We start from the raw sequence: 16,646 nt of genomic DNA on the forward strand, positions 1-16,646 counted from the left end.
GTTGAACGCCTTCGCCATCACCTTCAGCGACCGCTTCCCGGCCGCTGAAACCTACTAACCAAGATCGCCGGAAACACCGTTCGCGAAACAGTCCCCCCGTGGCACATGGCTTCGTGCCGGTGGGACGGTACGTCTCCGACCTGAACTGTTGACCACCTGTACGGGCGGGATGCCGCGTCGGCGGCACAGGGCGGCGAGGTTTCGTTCGACGGCCTGTTTCGTGCGTCGCCACCCACCGGGGGCCTGGTGGTCGTGGTCGTAGCAGTCGAGGCAGAGCGGCTGACCGAGCCGAGTGTCGTCGGTGTCGTGGCGGGCGAAGCAGGCCGCAGGCTGCCAGTGTCGGCAGGTGGCGGTGGTACGGCGGGTGTGGCACGGTGCGGGCCGGCAGTCGCCGGAGCGGCGCCGGTCGCGGCTCTCGCGCCGGGCCGCTCAGCGGACTCGGGGATGATCGAGAGCCGGCGGATCGTGATCCGCATCAGCGGCAAGAAGGCCGCCCGGCAACTCGGAAGTCGAGACCAGCGATTCGGCGGAAAGCCGCGCCGGCGTATGCGGCGGCGCCAGAGTGGCACTGATCTCCGACATGTTAACCCGGCGTGACCGCGTCGGGTGGCCGGCTGCGGCCGGTCGGAGGACTTTCTGTACATCTAGTGCTGTGACCGGAAACGTTGGCCGGGTTGGTCAGGCCGCTGCCCGGTCGGTGGTCTGACCCCAGCGTCGTTGGCGTTCGGAGCGGATGCGGGCGCGTTCGCGGCGTTGGGCGGCCAGGATGTCTGGGTGGCGGGCGTTGGCGTTACGCCAGCGTAGGTAGTTGTGCAGGGCTTGGGTCGCGACCGGGTGGTTGGGATGGTTCGATCCGGCGACGACGAACATCCGTAGCGGTCCGAAGTGCGCCTCGATCGGGTTGGCCCAGGACGAATAGGTCGGGGTGAAGCACAGCTCGACCTTGTTGCGTGCGGCCCAGGCCCGGATCTTCTTGCCTTTGTGCGCGGACAGGTTGTCCAGGATCACGTAGATCGGGGCGCCGTCCGGCCGCGCCTTGCGGATCGACCTGAGCGCGGCCAGGGTGTTCCCGGCGGACTTGCGGCGCCGCACGACGCCCCACATGGTGTCGTCGCCGACGCTGTAGCAGGCGTGGAACTGCCGCACGCCGTGCAGCTTGTGGTAGTTGCCGGGCAACCGGTCCGGATGCCCGGCCGGCGTCCACGACGCGCCGGCGTGCGGCCTGATGCTCAACGGGCCGAATTCGTCGAAGGCGAAGACCCGGTCCGGGAACGCGGTGGTCACCGCCTCGATCCGAGCGAGCTTCGCCTCGGCGTTCGGGTCGTTGGTCTCCTTCCAGGTCCTGGTTCGCTGGAGCGTGATGTCGTGCCGGTGCAGGAACTCCCGCAGCCGTTCCCGGCCGACCACCACGCGGCGCGGACCGCGGTTGTGGGCCAGGTAGTCGGCGAGTTTGCGCAGGCTCCACCGGGTGAACGGCTGACCGAGCGCCTGGGGTCTGGTACGGGCCGTCGCGACGATGAACGCTTCGTCGTCTTCACTGATCCGGCGGGGACGGCCACCCGCCCACCGAGGGTCCAGGCAGGCCAGACCGATCTTGTTGAACCGGTGGATGACCTCACGGATCGCATCCTCGTCGCCCTGGACCAGACGGGCGATCGCCGGGACGGTGTTCCCACTGGCCGAGGCCATGATGACCATCGCCCGTCGCAGCCGGATCGGTGATCCCGTCCCACGCCGCACGATCTGTTGTAATCGCCGGCCCTCGTCATCGGTGAGCCGGCGCGCCCGAACAGGATCTGCCATCCCGACAGCCTGAACCCCGCCCGACACCGAACCGGTAACGATGACCGGCGTGTCACCCAACCCGGCCAACGTTTCCGGTCACAGCACTAGCAAGGGCGGCCCTTGACGGGCCGCACGCGCCGCCGCCTGGGCGCGTGCCTGCCGCTGCCGCTGTCGCTCTGCGGCCGTCACGCCTGACGCCTGGCGGCTGGCGCGGAGAGCGGGAAGCCCCGAGGGCCGCCGCATGACGACAGGCCGTTGATCGGTGAGGGTGGTGGGCCGGCAGCCGGCCGGGCCGCGCCGCCAAGAGCCCGCGGCGTGAGGGAGCGGACGCCGGCCGCGTCGGCGGGCTGACGGAGGTCGCGGGGCTGCGGTTAGGGCGCCTCAGGCGGGCGCTCCGGCTCCAGGATGGCCGGGGCTCCGTCGGCGGGGCGCGGTACGTGATTGGTTGCGGTAGGCCATCCCGCCCGCCGTCGACCCGGGCATGCCGAGCAGACCACCGTCCGACCCGCCAGCGTCCGAATTTGCGTTAGGGCCGTCTTGACGTGGCGAACCGGGCGGCGGCCCGCTCCACAGCAGTGCGGGTCGATGGCAGACGGGATGGCAGGTAGCCACCGGTAGGGCGCTGCTGCGAGGGATCGATTCAGCGTGGCTACCAGAACGGCGAGCCAGGCACCGTCACCTGAACGGCTCGTCGAGGATGGGCCCTGCACTTACCGAGACCAGCCGAACAGACCGGGCACGACGGGTCGACCGGCACCGAACCGATCCGTTAACATCGTTTTCCCCGAGTAGTAGGACCATTACGCCACGTGATTCGGGTTTGGCCCTCGACGTCGCACCAGGTGGGAGTGTCTTTCGGGTGACCGACGCAACGAAGCAAGAGCCGACTCCCGGCCTTGGCAACCTCGCCACGATCGCCAAGGTCACGAACGACCCCACCGGACTCGACACCTTCGCTCGCTACGTCTGGCAGGCAAAACAAGTAGTGCGACAGTGGCTGACCTGCTTGCGGGAACAAGACGGGCCAGCCTTCGCTGTCTGTGAGCAGATCGAGGACCTTGCTCTTGTCCATTCCGACAAGGTCCGCCTCATCCAGCTCAAGACCCGTGACAAGGGCTCGTGGAGCGTCGTCGCCATGTGTGAAAGCGGACTCGACGCGCTCGTCCGGTCGTACGTTAACGCGCGCAAAGCCAAGTGCCACGAACTCTACAGCTACGAACTCTGGCTTGAAGGAACGACGGCACCGAAGGCGGACACCGCTAGCTTCGTGCGTGACCCCACCACAGCAAGTAACGACGTCCGGGCTCGCCTCGTTGCACACGGCCTCATCAAAGCCTGGGTGGACGACTTCCTGCAGCGCCTAGTCATCGAGCCCGGGCAGCCTACCCAGATGTACATCGACAAGGTGGCGATGTGGGAAATGTCAGCGCTGTGGCCCGCACTGTCTCATCAGGAAGTGCAGCACCTCTACGAACGGCTCCTCAGCGCCGCAAGCGCTGCACAAACTGGCGGTGCCGGTCAGCCGGCATCAATCCAGGCGATCCTGGCCGCAGCGCTTCCGCACGTGAGTCACGACCTCCCGCGTCCAGGAGAGCCCGGCTGGTCAGACATCGAGCCTATACACAACCAGACTCTCAGCCGCAGCATGCTCACATCACTCACCCCGCCCCTACCCGGCGAACGACAACACCAACTCCTCGCGCGCATGGCTAATGGATCCGCAACATCGCTGATGGAACTGAAGATGAGGGCTGCAGGTGCCAGCACAACGCTCATCGAAGATGTTCAGGGACTGCGAGCCACCATGGAAGTCGAGCGTCAACTCCTGCTTGCCAGTCGCGACAACGCAGAGTCCGAACTAGAGGACCTAGCCCGTCGCGTGCTGCGAATGGCCCAAGCCACCTCTACTCGCATCAAGCTCTCTGCCGTTGGGAACCCCGTCGCTGCCGGCCGCCCCGCCGAAGCTATCGCCGCTGACTTGCGTGCCCGCCCCCACGATCTCGCCCAATGCGACCGGCAACCCTTGCTCCACCAGGACGAAGAACTCATCTTCGGCTACCTCGGTCACCTGTCCGACCTCTGCCGCTTCGACTGGGGTCTCTCGTGATTCCCAGCACGAGACCCGCGGCCGGCACCCCGCCCAGGCGCGGAGGACCGCCGGCGCTCGACGCAGACCAATCACCGCGAGCCCGGTTCCGGCCCTCACGCGAAGCCGAGGCGCGAATCCTCCTGCTCATCGACGCCTTCAGCCGCAAAGCCCGAGGTCAATCCCGACACCTCGAAGGCCGCGTCAAGCTAGCCAAGCTTGACTTCTTGCTCCGCTACCCGCGCCACCTACGCCGCGTTCTGCTTTCCCAGGGCGTCAGCGCTGACAAGATCGAGCAACTCGATCCCAACGAGGCGCCCCTCGATGCCCGCATGATGCGTTACCGCTACGGCCCATGGGACCCCTCCTACTACGCCGTCCTCGGATCCCTCATCGGCCGCGGCCTCGTCGTAGTGGCCCCCCTCGGCAACGGCTTCGGCTACCGCACCACCAACACCGGCGCGGACCTCGCAGCCAATCTACGCGCCGACGGCAGCTTCGACGACATCAACCAGCGCTTAGCCCTCCTACGCCGCCACCTCGACAAGTCCGGTAACACGCTCAAGAGTTACCTGTACGAACTGCCCGAAATTGCCGACGCTGCATGGCACGAGGATCTGACGTGAGCCGACCTACCACGACCCCGCCAGAACCGGAAACCGAGCTCCAACCGGTTCACCCACACCGCCTCGAACTACTGCAAGTAGATCTTGTAGGTGGTGGCCGTGAAGTCACCTTCAACGCAGGCCTCAACCATATCGTCGGCGACATCACCACAGGCAAGACCACCTTCATCCGCCTGATCCGAGCGCTGCTCGGCACCATGCCCAAGGACCTACCACCCGAAGTCGACTACGTCGACGCCATCCGTGGGCACGTCATGCTCGGCGACCGCGCATGGAAGATCTATCGACCCCGAACCACTACCAGTGACGCACTGGTCGAGATCAGCGAAGACGAGAACGAGCCAGGCCGTGAAGCCCTATCAGTACGGCTCCCCGTTGCCCGCTCGACTCACACCTACAGCACCTTTCTGCTCGACCGACTCAAAATTCCAGAGATCAGCGTTCCTCAAGCCCGAACTGACCCCACCGGTGTGCAGAGCCCGGTCACCATGACCGACTGGCTTGGATACTGCATCATCACTGGCGACGAACTCGACACTGAGGTCTTCGGGCACAAGCGCCACTTCCGCGACGTCAAACGCCGCTGGGTCTTCGAGATCGCCTACGGCTACTACGAACCCGAACTCGCCCGCCTCAACGCCCAGCTGCGCCACTTGCAACGACAGTTCGACTTCCTCGAACACGACGCTGAGGTCCGTGCCCACTTTCTCAAGGACACCCCCTTCGCGGACCTCGCCACCCTTGACTTGCAACTGGCGGCCAGCACGACAGAGCTCGACCACGTCATCGAACAACGCCGAGATCTCGGAAGTGCAGTAACCGACGTCCCGGGTGTCCGGCAAGCGCGAGAAGACCTGCTCGCCGCACGCAGCCGTCGTGCCGACATCGCAGATCGCATGTCTCGGCTCCAGGCGCAAATCAAGGACCTCAGCGACCTGGTCAGGCAACTGAATAGTCAGTCCGCCCGCCTCACTCGCGCTATCGTCGCCGGTGAGTGGCTTGTGGATTTCGACTTCGTGGTCTGTCCGCGTTGCGGCAACGATGTCGAACCAGCAAGGACCGATCCGCACCTGTGCTACCTATGCCTGCAACAGCCGCGGCCTGCACCCTCCGAAGCCGAGTTGCTGAGCGAGCAGGACCGCATCGCGAGTCAGATCACCGAAACCAACGAGGTCCTCGAAGGACGCCAGCACGCTCTGGGCAGATTGGCGTACGAGGCAACCCGGCTCGACCAGCTCATCGCCGAGCTGGCCGACGACCTCGACCAGCGGACCCAAGCCTTCGTTTCCGACCGCGCTGCACAGATCGAGCATCAAGCCACCCGGCAAGCTCAGCTCGAGGCCGACATCAAGCGTCTCCGTGAATACGCCGACCTCTTTCGACGGCACGAGCAACAACTTGCCAGCCGCGATGAGCTTGAAGCTCAGCAAGAAGATCTCAGGCTTCGCATCAGTGAGCGTGAACTATCTCGATACGATGCGGAAGAGAATGTTAAAGCCCTCGAGAAGCGGATGCTCGAGTACCTACAGCAACTGCGCATCCCAGACCTCGGCCAAGAACTTACGGTTAAAATCAACCGAAAAACGTACCTGCCCGAGGTCTCTGGCCGCAGCTTCGATGAACTATCCAGTCAAGGCCTCAAGACACTCGTCAACATCGCACACGCGCTCGCTCACCACACCGTCGCGATCGACCGAAATCTCCCATTGCCTGGGCTTCTCATTCTGGATGGGATTTCAGCGAACAGCGGACAAGAGGGCTTGAGCTTTGACCGCATTCGTGACGCCTACCGACTCCTCAGTAAGGTAGCGGCTGACGACTCATATCGAGGCGCACTACAAATCATCGCGGTTGACAATGAGCTCTCCCGCGAAATTATCGTTGAACTCGTTGAACGTGTTGCCCTTGAGCTCACCCAAGAGGATCGTCTTATCCGAACTCCGAATCCGTCACCAAAATCCGAGCCGGACGACGTCGAGCCGTGAGCGAGGGAGTCTCCGGGGCATAGATGGGGCACAAGACATCGTGAAACGTCGCAATCAGCGACGAACGACATGAGCCCAGGTGGGCTTGGCCAGGGTGCCGACCGTATTACCGCAGGTCAGGCGACCGCCCGTCTAAGTTCCGCTTCAACGTCTGACATTCGCGCCGGTTGACCAACCGTGTGACGACGGGTGCGGGCAATGCCGGACGTCCATGGATTCGGGTAGACCATTTGAGCAGCTCTTGGCCCAGCTTGTCGGCGGTTGATCGTTCCTTGACACGGAAGCGGTCGGTGCTGAGCTGCCCCTGTCGATCGTCGGCTTGGGAAGCTGCGGCCCACCCGAGGCCACGAGGATTGGCCACCCGCCTGACTGCGCGGGTGGCCGGGTGGAGCGGGCTGGTGGCTGCGGTGGTTATGCGTGTTCTGCGGCTTGCTGGATGGCCTTGATGGAGTCGTTGGGGTTGAGGGCGGCTTGTTGTAGTTGTTCGTAGGCGAGGACGAAGCGTTTGCTGTGTGGGGTTTCGACGTAGATGCGGCCGGCGAGGTTGTCGAGGTAGCCGACCTCCGGGTACGGGTCCGGCATCAGGAAGAGTTCGAAGGGTCCCCAGGCGCGGGCGGCGGTGTTGACGTCGGATCGGATGACCTGGATGTTGATCCGGGTTCGCTGGGCGAGGGCGGCGACGTGCGCGAGCTGTTCGCGCATCAGGTCGGGGTCGGGCGTCTTCACGTGGAGGGCGGCTTCGTCGATGACGACGTTGAGGCGGTTGGTGCGGGCCTCGAACGCCCGCTGCCGGGCGGTGAGCTTGTCCACGAGGCGGCCCTGGTGTTCGGTGCGCTTCTTCGTCCGCTCGCGCAGTTGGATCACGTGCGCGGTGTACGCCGGGGTTTGGAGCAGGTCGGGGAGCAGGTGGGTGGCGTAGATGTTGATGCTGGTGGCGTGTTCTTCGAGCCAGTCGTGGTCGACGTAGCCGCGGTTGTGGCGCTCATCGGCGTAGTCGAGATCCCACTCGCCGGTACGCCAGCACTCCTCGGATAGCTTCAGGATCCTCGCCCGGCGGTCGGGGTCGTCGACGCCGTAGATGTCGAGCAGGGCCATCACGTCGTCGCGTTTGAACGGCCATTCCGCCCGCTCGTACCTGGCGAGGGCCGAGTGGTCGCGGTTGAGGTACTCGGTGGCCTCCTTCAGGGTGACGCCGCGTTCGCGGCGTAGCTCGCGCATGAGATAGCCGAGCCACTGGGCGCGCAGGGTCTTGCGGACGGGTTCCTTGAACGGCACGGGGCGCCATCCTTCTTCGTTGGTGGAGCGCGAGGGTCGGGCTTGTGCTTGGAAGGCCGGACCGGCGGCGGGAGCGAGGCGTCCGGCGTCGCCGGCCCGGCTGGGTTCAACAAAAGCGGTTCGGATACGTGGAACCCATGGCGCACCTGGTGCAGGTGTGGAGCATCCGTGAGGCATCGGCCGTTGCGGCCTGCGTACCTGGCGGATGGCTGGCTATCGTGGGTGCCCCGACGCAATTCCCGGAAGGGTTCCAGCGATGGCGAGCAAGCGGGTCCGGTTCGCTCAACGCCGTAAGGCGGCGGGCTTCACCCAGGAGAAGCTCGCCGAGCGGTTGATGGTCGAGCGGTCCACGGTCGTGCGGTGGGAGAGTGGAGCGACCGAGCCGCAGCCGTGGATCCGGCCAGCCCTCGCCACCGCCCTGAGCGTGACCGCCGACGAGTTGCAGGCGCTTCTCGACGAGGTGGTGGTGGCGCCGGACGGGCCGGCGGAACGTATCAGCTACGTGCTGGCACACCCGTCGTCGGTGGACCTGGTGGCGGTCGCGTACCTGCGGGAACGGATCCGCGACCTCGACGCCTCGTACGACGGGTTACCGTCGACGGTGCTGCTCGGCCCGGCCGGGCAACTGCACGGCCAGGTGACCTATCTCCGCGCGCACGCCCCGAACAGCCGGGTCCGTCGGGCGTTGTTCGAGGTGGAGGCGGAATCAGCCACGTTCATGGGCCAACTCGTCTGGGACGTCAGCCAGCGCCGCGACCATCAGGCTCCGGTGACCTATCTCGACCAGGCGATCCACGCCGCCCGCCAGGTACGTGACCCGAACACCGAGGCCTACGCGGTGCTGCGCAAGAGCTTCGTCGCACTGTACGGCGAAACCGACCCCGGCAAGGGGCTCGCCCTCGCCGAGGAGGCAGCCGGGATCGCGGCGATGTGCAGCCCGTCGCTGACCGGACTGGCCCTGCTACACGTCGCCGAAGCCCGCGCGATGACCGGCGACCTCAATGCGTGCGAGAACACCCTGCGCAGGGCAGAGGCGCAGCTCGGTCGGGTCGACGACTGCGACATCGCCGCCGGGCACTACACCGTCACCGAGTTCAACCGGCTCGCCGGCTCCTGCTACCTGCACCTGAAGCTGCCCGGCCGGGCCGAACCCATCCTCGAACAGACCAGCACCGCCCTGGCCGGGAAAAAGAAGAGCCAGGCCATCGCCCTGGCAAACCTCACCCTTGCCCTGATCCGGCAACAGAAACTCGACCAGGCCCAGGCCACCATGCACGACACGATCGACGCCGTCGAGGTGACCCGAGGCGGCGGCGGTCTCAACCTGGCCTTCGCCGCCGGACGCGAACTACGACCGTGGCGCACCGAACCATGGGTCCAGGACATCAACGACCGGCTACTTGGCCTGTTGGCTCCAAACTGAGATACAAGTAGGTCGTGGCGAACCTCGACCAGGCCAAGACCATCATCCGCGACACCGTATGGCGACGCCTCCTCGACTCAGGCGTCGTACCCGCCGACTCGTACGGCAAGATCCCCTCATTCGACGGCGCCGACGCCACCGCACACCGCCTCGCCGAAACCGACTTCTGGCAGCAGGCGACCACCGTCAAGGCAAACCCGGACCACGCCCAACTACCGGTACGCATCCAGGCCCTCAACGACGGCAAGCTCCTCTACATGGCGGTGCCGAGAATGGCCACCCCGCAACCCTTCTACAACCTCGACCCCGCAACCCTCGACCTGCCCGCCGAACAGGCAGCCGACAAGGACAGCGCCGCCAAGGTCGCCCGCTACGTCGGTGTCGACGAGATGCGACCGATAGACGTCGTGGTCTGCGGCAGCGTCGCGGTCAACCGCACCGGAACCCGCATCGGCAAAGGCGCCGGCTACTCCGACCTCGAAGTCGCCCTCCTCATCGAAGCCGGCCTCGTCACCGACCACACCATCATCGTCGCCCCCGTACACCCGCTCCAGATCATCGACGACGACATCCCCGAAACGGGGCACGACTTCTCCGTCGATTACATCATCACCCCCGACCAGGTGATCCCCTGCCCCGACCGGCGCCGACCGTCAGGCATCGTCTGGGGGGACCTGACCCCCGACAAGATCGACGCCATCCCCGTACTCAAAGCCCGACAGCCGTAGACCGCAGAACAGCAGCGGAGTACGGCAACGTCAGCAACCGAACCGCACCTTGAGCGACCGCAGCACACCGGCTGACCTCGTACGGAACCGAATTGGACCGGCCTACCGCCAGTCGACTCAAACGTCTGAAGCCGTGCAGCCTCGTCTCGCCATCGGTCACCGCCGAATGTGAGACAGCGCCTCCAGCGGAACAGGCCCTTTCCGACACCCGTTCCGGTGGTGCTCAATTGTGGGTAGGTTGACTTCGTTTGCGGCCACGAGGGCTTCGTCAGGTGGCCGGTCTTGGGTGACGCTGAGCGGACCGGGGAGGCCCTTCGCATGAAGATCATTGCGTTGTCCTGCACGCAGAGGCGTCTCCCGTCGCTGACCGACGCGCTGCTCGAGGCGGCGATCACCGGCGTCGTCCGGGAGGTCGGTGACGCGGAGATCCAGCGGATTCGGTTGATCGACCATCGCATCGAGATGTGCGAAGGCGAGGACACCTGCCTTGATCCGGAGGTGGGCCGGTGCACGCTCGACGACGACTTCGCGCATGTCGTCGATCTGGCCGAGGGCGCGCAGGCGATGCTGCTCGCCATGCCGGTCTACGCGGGGAACGTACCCGCGGTGTTGAAGATCTTCCAGGAACGCTTGAAGAGCTTCATGAACGCCCGGCAACGCCCGTTCGGCAACCTGCTGGTGGGGACGATCGTGCATTCGCGCACGATGCTGACCGAGCCCGCCCTGGCATCGTTGTTCCCGTGGTACCTGCGCCTACGGAACAGGAACGTGGCGTCGGCGTGCTTCAGCCAGAACGATCACCAGGACCTGACCCGCACCGCGGCGCTCGACCTGTGTGTGGCCGTGGGCCGGCAACTCGGCATGACGCTCGACGTCAGCCGGTCGCCGGCCGTCGACCGCACGGCACTGCCGGTGGTTCAATCGCCGGATCGCCCGCGGTGCGGTGATCCGGCGGTGTCCTCTCCTTCCGCGTGAGGAGATTCCGCGCGCCAGGTGCACCCGTCGCCCGCCTGTTCGCAGGACACCGTGACGTCCGTTTCCACGTAGCGGGAGGCGATGGCGGTGTTGAGTTCCTGGCAGTACGGGCACGGTGACGAGAAGGTCAGTACGACGCCGGCGCGGGCGGCCTGTTTGCGGTATCGGAGGATCCCACAGTCGGCGTTGCGTAGGACGGTGCCCGAGGGCTGGGGCTCACTGGTCACGGCCGAGTCGTACAGCAACAGTTGACGCTGCAGCCGGGTCATGAAGTGATCGGTGGCGGACACCCCGGCGGGCCGTTGTGCTTGCAGCAACTCCGCGGTGATGCGGGAGTTTGCCTGGATCCACGCGGCCAGGCCTTCTTCGCCGTGCTCTCCGAGGATGAACTCCTCTGCGGCCGCCTGGGCCTCGAAGAACCGTTGGCGCCACAGGTCGACCTTCTCGGCGGGGGCGAGGGAAGGCGGGTCACCGGTCATGGTCCGCCTCCTTCCCGGTGGCTCCGTCCAACTCGGCGAAGACCTCCTGAGCGACGCGCAGCCCGTTGTTGGTGACCGGCCAGCCGCCGTAGTAGGCGAGCTGAATGATGACTTCGACGATCTTCTCTCGCGACATCCCGAGGTGCAGGGCGGCACCGATGTGGCCGCGCAACTCCCAATCGGTCCGTGCCAGCGCGACCGCGGTCAGCGCGACCAGTTCGCGCTCCTCGACGCTCAGGTGCGGGCGGGTCCAGATCTCGCCGAACAGGTGGTCGACGGTGATCTGCAGGAACTCCGGGTAGGAACCCGGGCGCGGTTCGCGGCCGAAGACCTGCTGGAACATGGCCTCACCCCGCTCACGCCGGGCAGACGGCTGATTCATTGATCAACTCCTTGGTGTTGGCCGAACAGTTGTCAACGTCCACGACGCCACGAAGGCGACGACCAGCAGCACGGCGCCGCTGCCGAAGGCGGCCGGAACACTCACCCGCTCGGCGATGAGCCCGACGGCGACCGGTCCGACTACGGCGCCGACATCGGTGCACATCGAGAAGACGGCGACGCCACTGCCGGTCCGGCCGGCGACGACGTCACCGATCAGCGCGGCCGGTGCGGCGTTGAGCAGCGCTGATCCCGCCGCGTACACACTGAGCAGGACGACGAGCCAGGCGTAGCTGTCCACGAACATCAGGGCTGTGATCGCCGCCGCCGCCACACCGGTGCCGGCGATCATGGCGAACCGGCGCCCGGCCCGATCGACGACCCGGCCGGCCGGCATGATCAGCAGCGCCTGAACGACGGCGGATATCGTGAACGCCCACCCGACCCACGCCACGTCGTATCGCCATGCCACGACCACCGTGGGGACCAGTGCGCTGCGTAGCCCGAACAAGACCCATCCCTGCGCCAACGCCGCGAGGCAGGCCACCACGTAGCGTCGATCCCGCAACAGGACCGGTAGCCGGACCACGTCACGGCCGGGCTCCGCGCCGGCGGTTCGGCCGGTGCGTAGCACCGCCAGTGTCAGCCCCGCGGCGGCCAGCAACAGCACCGCGTACGCCACGAACGGCGCGGACAGGGCGATCAGCGCGAGGAGCCCGCCCAGTGCGGGTCCACAGATCCCGCCGAGCAGGAAGCCCGCTTCGAACACGGCGCTGGCCCGGCCCCGCTGGTCGGCCGGCGCGATCGCCAGGAGTGTCGCCAGCGCGGACACCGAGAACAGCACCGAGCCGACGCCGCCGAGGCCGCGGAACACGAGCAGCTGCCCGTAGGACGCGGCGAACGCCGTCAGGGCCGAGGAGACCGCACAGAGCAGCAGGCCGGCGACCAGGACCCGCCGCTCCCCGAAACGAACTCCGAGCCGGCCGCAGAACGGACTGGTGACCAGCCGCATCAACGCGAACAGGGCGACGAGCACTCCGATCTGGGTGGGTCCGGCCCCGAACGTCGCCGCGTACACCGGAAGCACCGGGAGCACCAGTCCCAGGCCCAGCATGACGCAGCCACCGACGACACTGAGGACGTAGACCTCGCGAGGGAGACCCGGCTGGGCGGCGGCAACGGATGGGACGCTGCCAGTGCCGGCCCTCGTCACTGTCCGGTCACAGGATGATGCTGAGCTTCGCGTGCTCGTACAACGTCTCGTGGTCGAGCACCACGACCCGTTTCCGGACCCGGAACGACCCGCCCTCGACGACGAGCTCGAACCGGTATTTTCCGACGTAGGCGTCAGTGCGTCCGTGCCCGAACCGGTACACGATGACATTCGCCGCCACGTCGAGGTGCGTGCCCCGATCGGTCAGGATCTCCACGTTGCTGATCATCCGATTGGTCCGCGACCGAGGGTTCTCGCACCACACCTCACCGTTGAGGATCTGTTCGATCCGCTGGCGTAGCCGGGCGGCATCGTCGTCGATGAGCCCGAGCGCATCGGCCGTCTCGCCACGGACGTCGGTGGCCGGCACCGAGTAGCGGATGTCGTCGGTCAGCATCTCGTCGTACCACTCGCGCAGGCGCCACTCGTCGAGCAGCCGCGCCTCACGGAAAAGGAACTGGCTCACCCGGTGCCACAACCGCACCTGGGCCGCTTCGTCGATCGTCAGCTCGGTGGTCATCGGGGTTCTGCCCCTTGCATCTCGGCCCGGTGGGCGACCTCGAGGTGACCGTCGTCGCCGTGCATCAGCCGGTCCCACTGCCGCCAGAACTCGCGGGCGGGAAGCTCGTCGGTCGTCTCCGGGACCTCCTTGTCCATACCGCGTGACAGATCCGAGTAGCGGACCGTGCGGTTGAGATAACCCCGCTGGCACGACTCGACGATCTCGATGTCGTCGGGGGTGGCGAAGCCGGCGGGGCCGAGGAACGTCAGGTAGTGACTCTTGCGGAGTTCCCGGATGTCCGGATCCTCGTCCTTGGGGGCCAGGGCGACCGAGGTGATGGCCATCTGGCCCGCGCCGACCGGGTCGATCTTGCGGATCGTGATCGCGATCGCGTCGATGATCATCAGGTTGGGGAAGATCAGCAGCGCACGATTGGTGCCGGTGATCCGTTCGGCGCGCTCGGCGCCGAACCGGTCGACGAACCGGGCGGCCGTCGCCTCGATCCGCGGCCGGACCTCGGCGCCGAACATCGGCGTCCAGTAGGCGAGCGGGCGGGCTGCCGCCGGTGGCAGCTCGTTGGCGCCATGGCCCAGTCCGAGGGCACGGCCGAAGCCGCCTCGTCGTCGTGGCGGCACCGACCCCAGCGACTCCATGTAGCTGACGTAACGCTTGTGCAGGGCCCGGAAGTGGTAGATGTCGACGCTGTTCTCCATCATGAGCTTCCAGTTGGCCCGAGCCCCGTGGAGTTGCGCACCTTGGATCACCTCCATCCCGACCTCGGACTGGTCGTCGATCAGGTCGAGGTACTCCGTCGCACCCGCCAGGTATTCGGGCAGGGTGCGCGGCTGCTCCGGATCGAAGGTGGCGAACACGAAACCGCGGTAACTGTCACTACGGTGCTGCGCCAGGCCGAAGTCCGCCTTGCGGAAACCCGGCCCGTATCCGTCCGGGATCGGGACCCCGACCAGGTCGCCCTGGTTGGAGAACGTCCAGTCGTGGTACGGGCAGCGGAACGATCTGGCCTGCCCGGCCGGCTGCGAGCAGATGAGGGCGCCGCGGTGGGTGCAGCTGTTCGCGAACACCCGGATCACCCCGTCGGACCCGCGTGCCATGACCACCGGGCGCCCGCCGACGTCGCGTGCCACGTAGGAGCCCGGCCCGGGCACCTCCGAATCGTGCCCGACGTACAACCAGCAGCGATCGAAGATCCGGGTCATCTCCTGTGCGGCCAGGTCGTCGTTGGTGTAGGCGCGGCGATCCACCCGGAACGAGAGACGCTCGAGATCATCGATCACGATCGGGTCGCCCACCGGCCGCTGCAGGTCGATCGTCACTGCTCTCCCTTTCGCTGTAGCGTCTCGACCGTGCCGATGACCAGCTCGGCCGTGCGCACCGCGGAATCGCCGCACTCCGGCTGTGCGGCGCGCAGCCGGGCCCGGTAGTCCCGGGCGGGATCGAGCAGATCGGTGACAGCGTCAGCGACCGCCTGCTCGGTGACGCCGGCCGGTTCCAACGCCGTTCCGAAGCCCGCGCTGGCCACGAAGTGCGCCTGGACGGGCTGATCCACAGCCAGCGGGATCACCAGCATCGGTGTCGCCGCCCGGATCGACTCCGCCACGGAGTTGTATCCACCGTGGGTGATGAACACGTCGGCGCGCTCGAGCACCTCACGTTGCGGCAGGTACGGGGCGGTGAGCACTTCGTCGGGTAGCGCGAGCTCCTCGGCGAGGTCTCCTACCGCGGCGATCACCTGTGCACCGGCCGCCGCCGCCCCGGCGATCACCGTGCGCAGCAGGTCCGGCCGCCGGTAGAAGATCGTGCCGAAGGAGACGTACACCACCGGGCGGTCGGGGTCGATCCGATCCAGGCCCGAGAAGGCGACCTCGTCGCCGCGGGTCCCCGCCGCACCCGGCAACCCGACCAGCTGCACACCGTCGTCGGTGACCCCGTCGTCCCCGACGAGAGCGGGAATCGTCGGCATCAGATTGAGAATCGGCGAACGCGCCGAGTGGGTCCGGGTCGACCACAACACCCCGTGCCTGGTCAGATAGTCGCCGACCTGCTCGTCGTACGGCCAGCGACCTCGTCGATGCTCGCTCGGGCATACGCCACCCAGGTTGGCCCAGATCATCCCGTACGGCACGCCGGACGCCTGTGTGCCGACCATCGCCGACGCCGTGACCGGCAGCGAATCGACGAGCACGAAGTCCGGCTCCGTCGCACGGATCGCATCGGCTGTCTGGTCCGCCACCGGCGACGACTGGAGCATCGGGCCGATCTTCGCCGGGTCGCCGCTCCACGGCGCCATCTCGACCTGCCCGACCGCATGGACCTGCGCCTTGCCCAAGGCCTGGCGACGCTGCTCGTCGAGCGCGCCACCGTCCGCGGACAACAGCAGCAGCGCGACCTCGCTGCCGGCGGTTTGGAGCGCATTGACCACCGGAACATACGGGTTCAGGTGACCATGCTGAGTCGTGGTGAGGAGGGCGACGCGCATCAGATCTCCGATCCATCGAAAGGATGCCGACCAGGCCGAAGAACCTCGCCCCCGGACAGGCGAAAACGCCCGGTAGGCGAAAGGGACCGTCGACGTCCGGGTACTGCTACGAGGCTTTACGTATTCCCCACCATCGCTGATGGACACATCGATCGACGTTGCTCGAAACAACCTCGAAATAATCGACTCACCGTCGAACAGGTCGGGTTCACCGCCTGCCCCCAGGCAGTTTCGTAAAGCCTGCCGGGATGTGCAATCGTTGTCAATGTCTTGCGGCTGCCAGCTACCACCACTCCGCTCGACACAACTTCGACCAGGCTCGGGACCGCCTCCCGAACAGCACTTCTCTGTGTCAAGGCCTTGGCAGCAAAGAGATCTACGGCCGAACCGGGCGGGCGCCGGCGAGGAAGGAATGTGGACGCTCGCCCGAGGTTCGAGGTCGAGCGGTCGACAGGGCGTACGTCGAGAGCCGCAAGGTCAGGCCGTATCCAGGCCGTCAGGGATGGGGCAAGAGGAACGAACGTCGATCACCGATGGTCAATGAGCTGTCAGCTTTGGCGGCATCTTGTCCGTGTTAATCGACTATGCCCTCTCCTTGGCTGATGCGGCACCAAGTGTCGACCGGGGCCGCTTCTTCCGAAGGGTATGTGTGGGTGGAAAAGGGCGTTTGGGTGCCGGCTCCAAAGTGGTG

The 16,646-nt window shown here is 66.4% G+C and carries 14 protein-coding genes and 1 pseudogene; 6 read left to right on the plus strand and 9 right to left on the minus strand.

Features of this window, described 5'->3' with window-relative positions; genetic code table 11:
• Positions 1-111: 111 nt before the first annotated feature.
• Both AB0I42_RS34625 and AB0I42_RS34630 read right to left on the minus strand, forming a co-directional pair.
• Positions 112-405: pseudogene (locus AB0I42_RS34625) on the minus strand (replication initiator); the annotation flags it as partial.
• A 273-nt stretch (positions 406-678) separates the two neighbouring features.
• A complete protein-coding gene (locus AB0I42_RS34630; protein WP_357544018.1) occupies positions 679-1,803 on the minus strand; it encodes an IS630 family transposase in 1,125 nt (374 codons plus the stop codon).
• Positions 1,804-2,644: 841 nt separating this feature from the next.
• Here AB0I42_RS34630 and AB0I42_RS34635 point away from each other — a divergent pair.
• The 3 genes from AB0I42_RS34635 to AB0I42_RS34645 all read left to right on the plus strand — a co-directional run bounded on the left by AB0I42_RS34635 (position 2,645) and on the right by AB0I42_RS34645 (position 6,482).
• The gene (locus AB0I42_RS34635) at positions 2,645-3,892 is read left to right on the plus strand and encodes a DUF4297 domain-containing protein (protein ID WP_357543986.1); all 1,248 of its coding nucleotides are present in this window, start codon (positions 2,645-2,647) and stop codon (positions 3,890-3,892) included.
• 206 nt (positions 3,893-4,098) lie between these two features.
• The gene (locus tag AB0I42_RS34640; protein ID WP_357543987.1) at positions 4,099-4,497 is read left to right on the plus strand and encodes a hypothetical protein; all 399 of its coding nucleotides are present in this window, start codon (positions 4,099-4,101) and stop codon (positions 4,495-4,497) included.
• Entirely contained in the window at positions 4,494-6,482 is a 1,989-nt protein-coding gene (locus AB0I42_RS34645) for a hypothetical protein (protein ID WP_357543988.1), read from the plus strand. Before AB0I42_RS34640 ends, AB0I42_RS34645 begins: the two co-directional genes overlap by 4 nt.
• 411 nt (positions 6,483-6,893) lie before the next feature.
• Here the strand turns inward: AB0I42_RS34645 and AB0I42_RS34650 are convergent, their stop codons facing one another.
• A complete protein-coding gene (locus AB0I42_RS34650) occupies positions 6,894-7,757 on the minus strand; it encodes a helix-turn-helix transcriptional regulator (RefSeq protein WP_357543989.1) in 864 nt (287 codons plus the stop codon).
• Between the two features lie 256 nt (positions 7,758-8,013).
• Between AB0I42_RS34650 and AB0I42_RS34655 the strand changes: the two genes are divergently transcribed.
• The 3 genes from AB0I42_RS34655 (at position 8,014) to AB0I42_RS34665 (ending at position 10,883) form a co-directional block, all read left to right on the plus strand.
• Positions 8,014-9,180: a helix-turn-helix transcriptional regulator gene (locus AB0I42_RS34655; RefSeq protein WP_357543990.1), complete on the plus strand. Its 1,167-nt coding sequence runs from the start codon at positions 8,014-8,016 to the stop codon at positions 9,178-9,180.
• Between the two features lie 14 nt (positions 9,181-9,194).
• A complete protein-coding gene (locus AB0I42_RS34660) occupies positions 9,195-9,908 on the plus strand; it encodes a 5-formyltetrahydrofolate cyclo-ligase (RefSeq protein WP_357543991.1) in 714 nt (237 codons plus the stop codon).
• Positions 9,909-10,226: 318 nt separating this feature from the next.
• Entirely contained in the window at positions 10,227-10,883 is a 657-nt protein-coding gene (locus AB0I42_RS34665) for an NAD(P)H-dependent oxidoreductase (RefSeq protein WP_357543992.1), read from the plus strand.
• Here AB0I42_RS34665 and AB0I42_RS34670 read toward each other — a convergent pair.
• Genes AB0I42_RS34670 through AB0I42_RS34695 form a run of 6 tightly spaced genes read right to left on the minus strand, consistent with a single transcriptional unit; the run spans position 10,826 to position 15,955 of the window.
• Positions 10,826-11,362, minus strand: a complete 537-nt coding sequence (locus tag AB0I42_RS34670) for a hypothetical protein (protein WP_357543993.1) — start codon at positions 11,360-11,362, stop codon at positions 10,826-10,828. The genes AB0I42_RS34665 and AB0I42_RS34670 overlap by 58 nt on opposite strands.
• The gene (locus AB0I42_RS34675; RefSeq protein WP_357543994.1) at positions 11,352-11,744 is read right to left on the minus strand and encodes a carboxymuconolactone decarboxylase family protein; all 393 of its coding nucleotides are present in this window, start codon (positions 11,742-11,744) and stop codon (positions 11,352-11,354) included. The genes AB0I42_RS34670 and AB0I42_RS34675 overlap by 11 nt, the downstream gene beginning before the upstream one ends.
• A 3-nt stretch (positions 11,745-11,747) precedes the next feature.
• Positions 11,748-12,956: an MFS transporter gene (locus tag AB0I42_RS34680; protein ID WP_357543995.1), complete on the minus strand. Its 1,209-nt coding sequence runs from the start codon at positions 12,954-12,956 to the stop codon at positions 11,748-11,750.
• A 7-nt stretch (positions 12,957-12,963) separates the two neighbouring features.
• Positions 12,964-13,476, minus strand: coding sequence for an aromatic-ring-hydroxylating dioxygenase subunit beta (locus AB0I42_RS34685; protein WP_357543996.1), 513 nt, complete (start codon positions 13,474-13,476; stop codon positions 12,964-12,966).
• Positions 13,473-14,792 (minus strand): aromatic ring-hydroxylating dioxygenase subunit alpha, encoded by a 1,320-nt coding sequence (locus AB0I42_RS34690; protein WP_357543997.1) that lies wholly within the window; start codon positions 14,790-14,792, stop codon positions 13,473-13,475. Before AB0I42_RS34690 ends, AB0I42_RS34685 begins: the two co-directional genes overlap by 4 nt.
• Positions 14,789-15,955 carry a glycosyltransferase gene (locus AB0I42_RS34695; protein WP_357543998.1) on the minus strand — a complete coding sequence of 389 codons (1,167 nt, stop codon included), beginning with the start codon at positions 15,953-15,955 and terminating at the stop codon, positions 14,789-14,791. Before AB0I42_RS34695 ends, AB0I42_RS34690 begins: the two co-directional genes overlap by 4 nt.
• Positions 15,956-16,646: the final 691 nt, after the last annotated feature.

It is taken from the genome of Polymorphospora sp. NPDC050346, from assembly GCF_040655695.1.
GTDB lineage: Bacteria > Actinomycetota > Actinomycetes > Mycobacteriales > Micromonosporaceae > Polymorphospora > Polymorphospora lycopeni.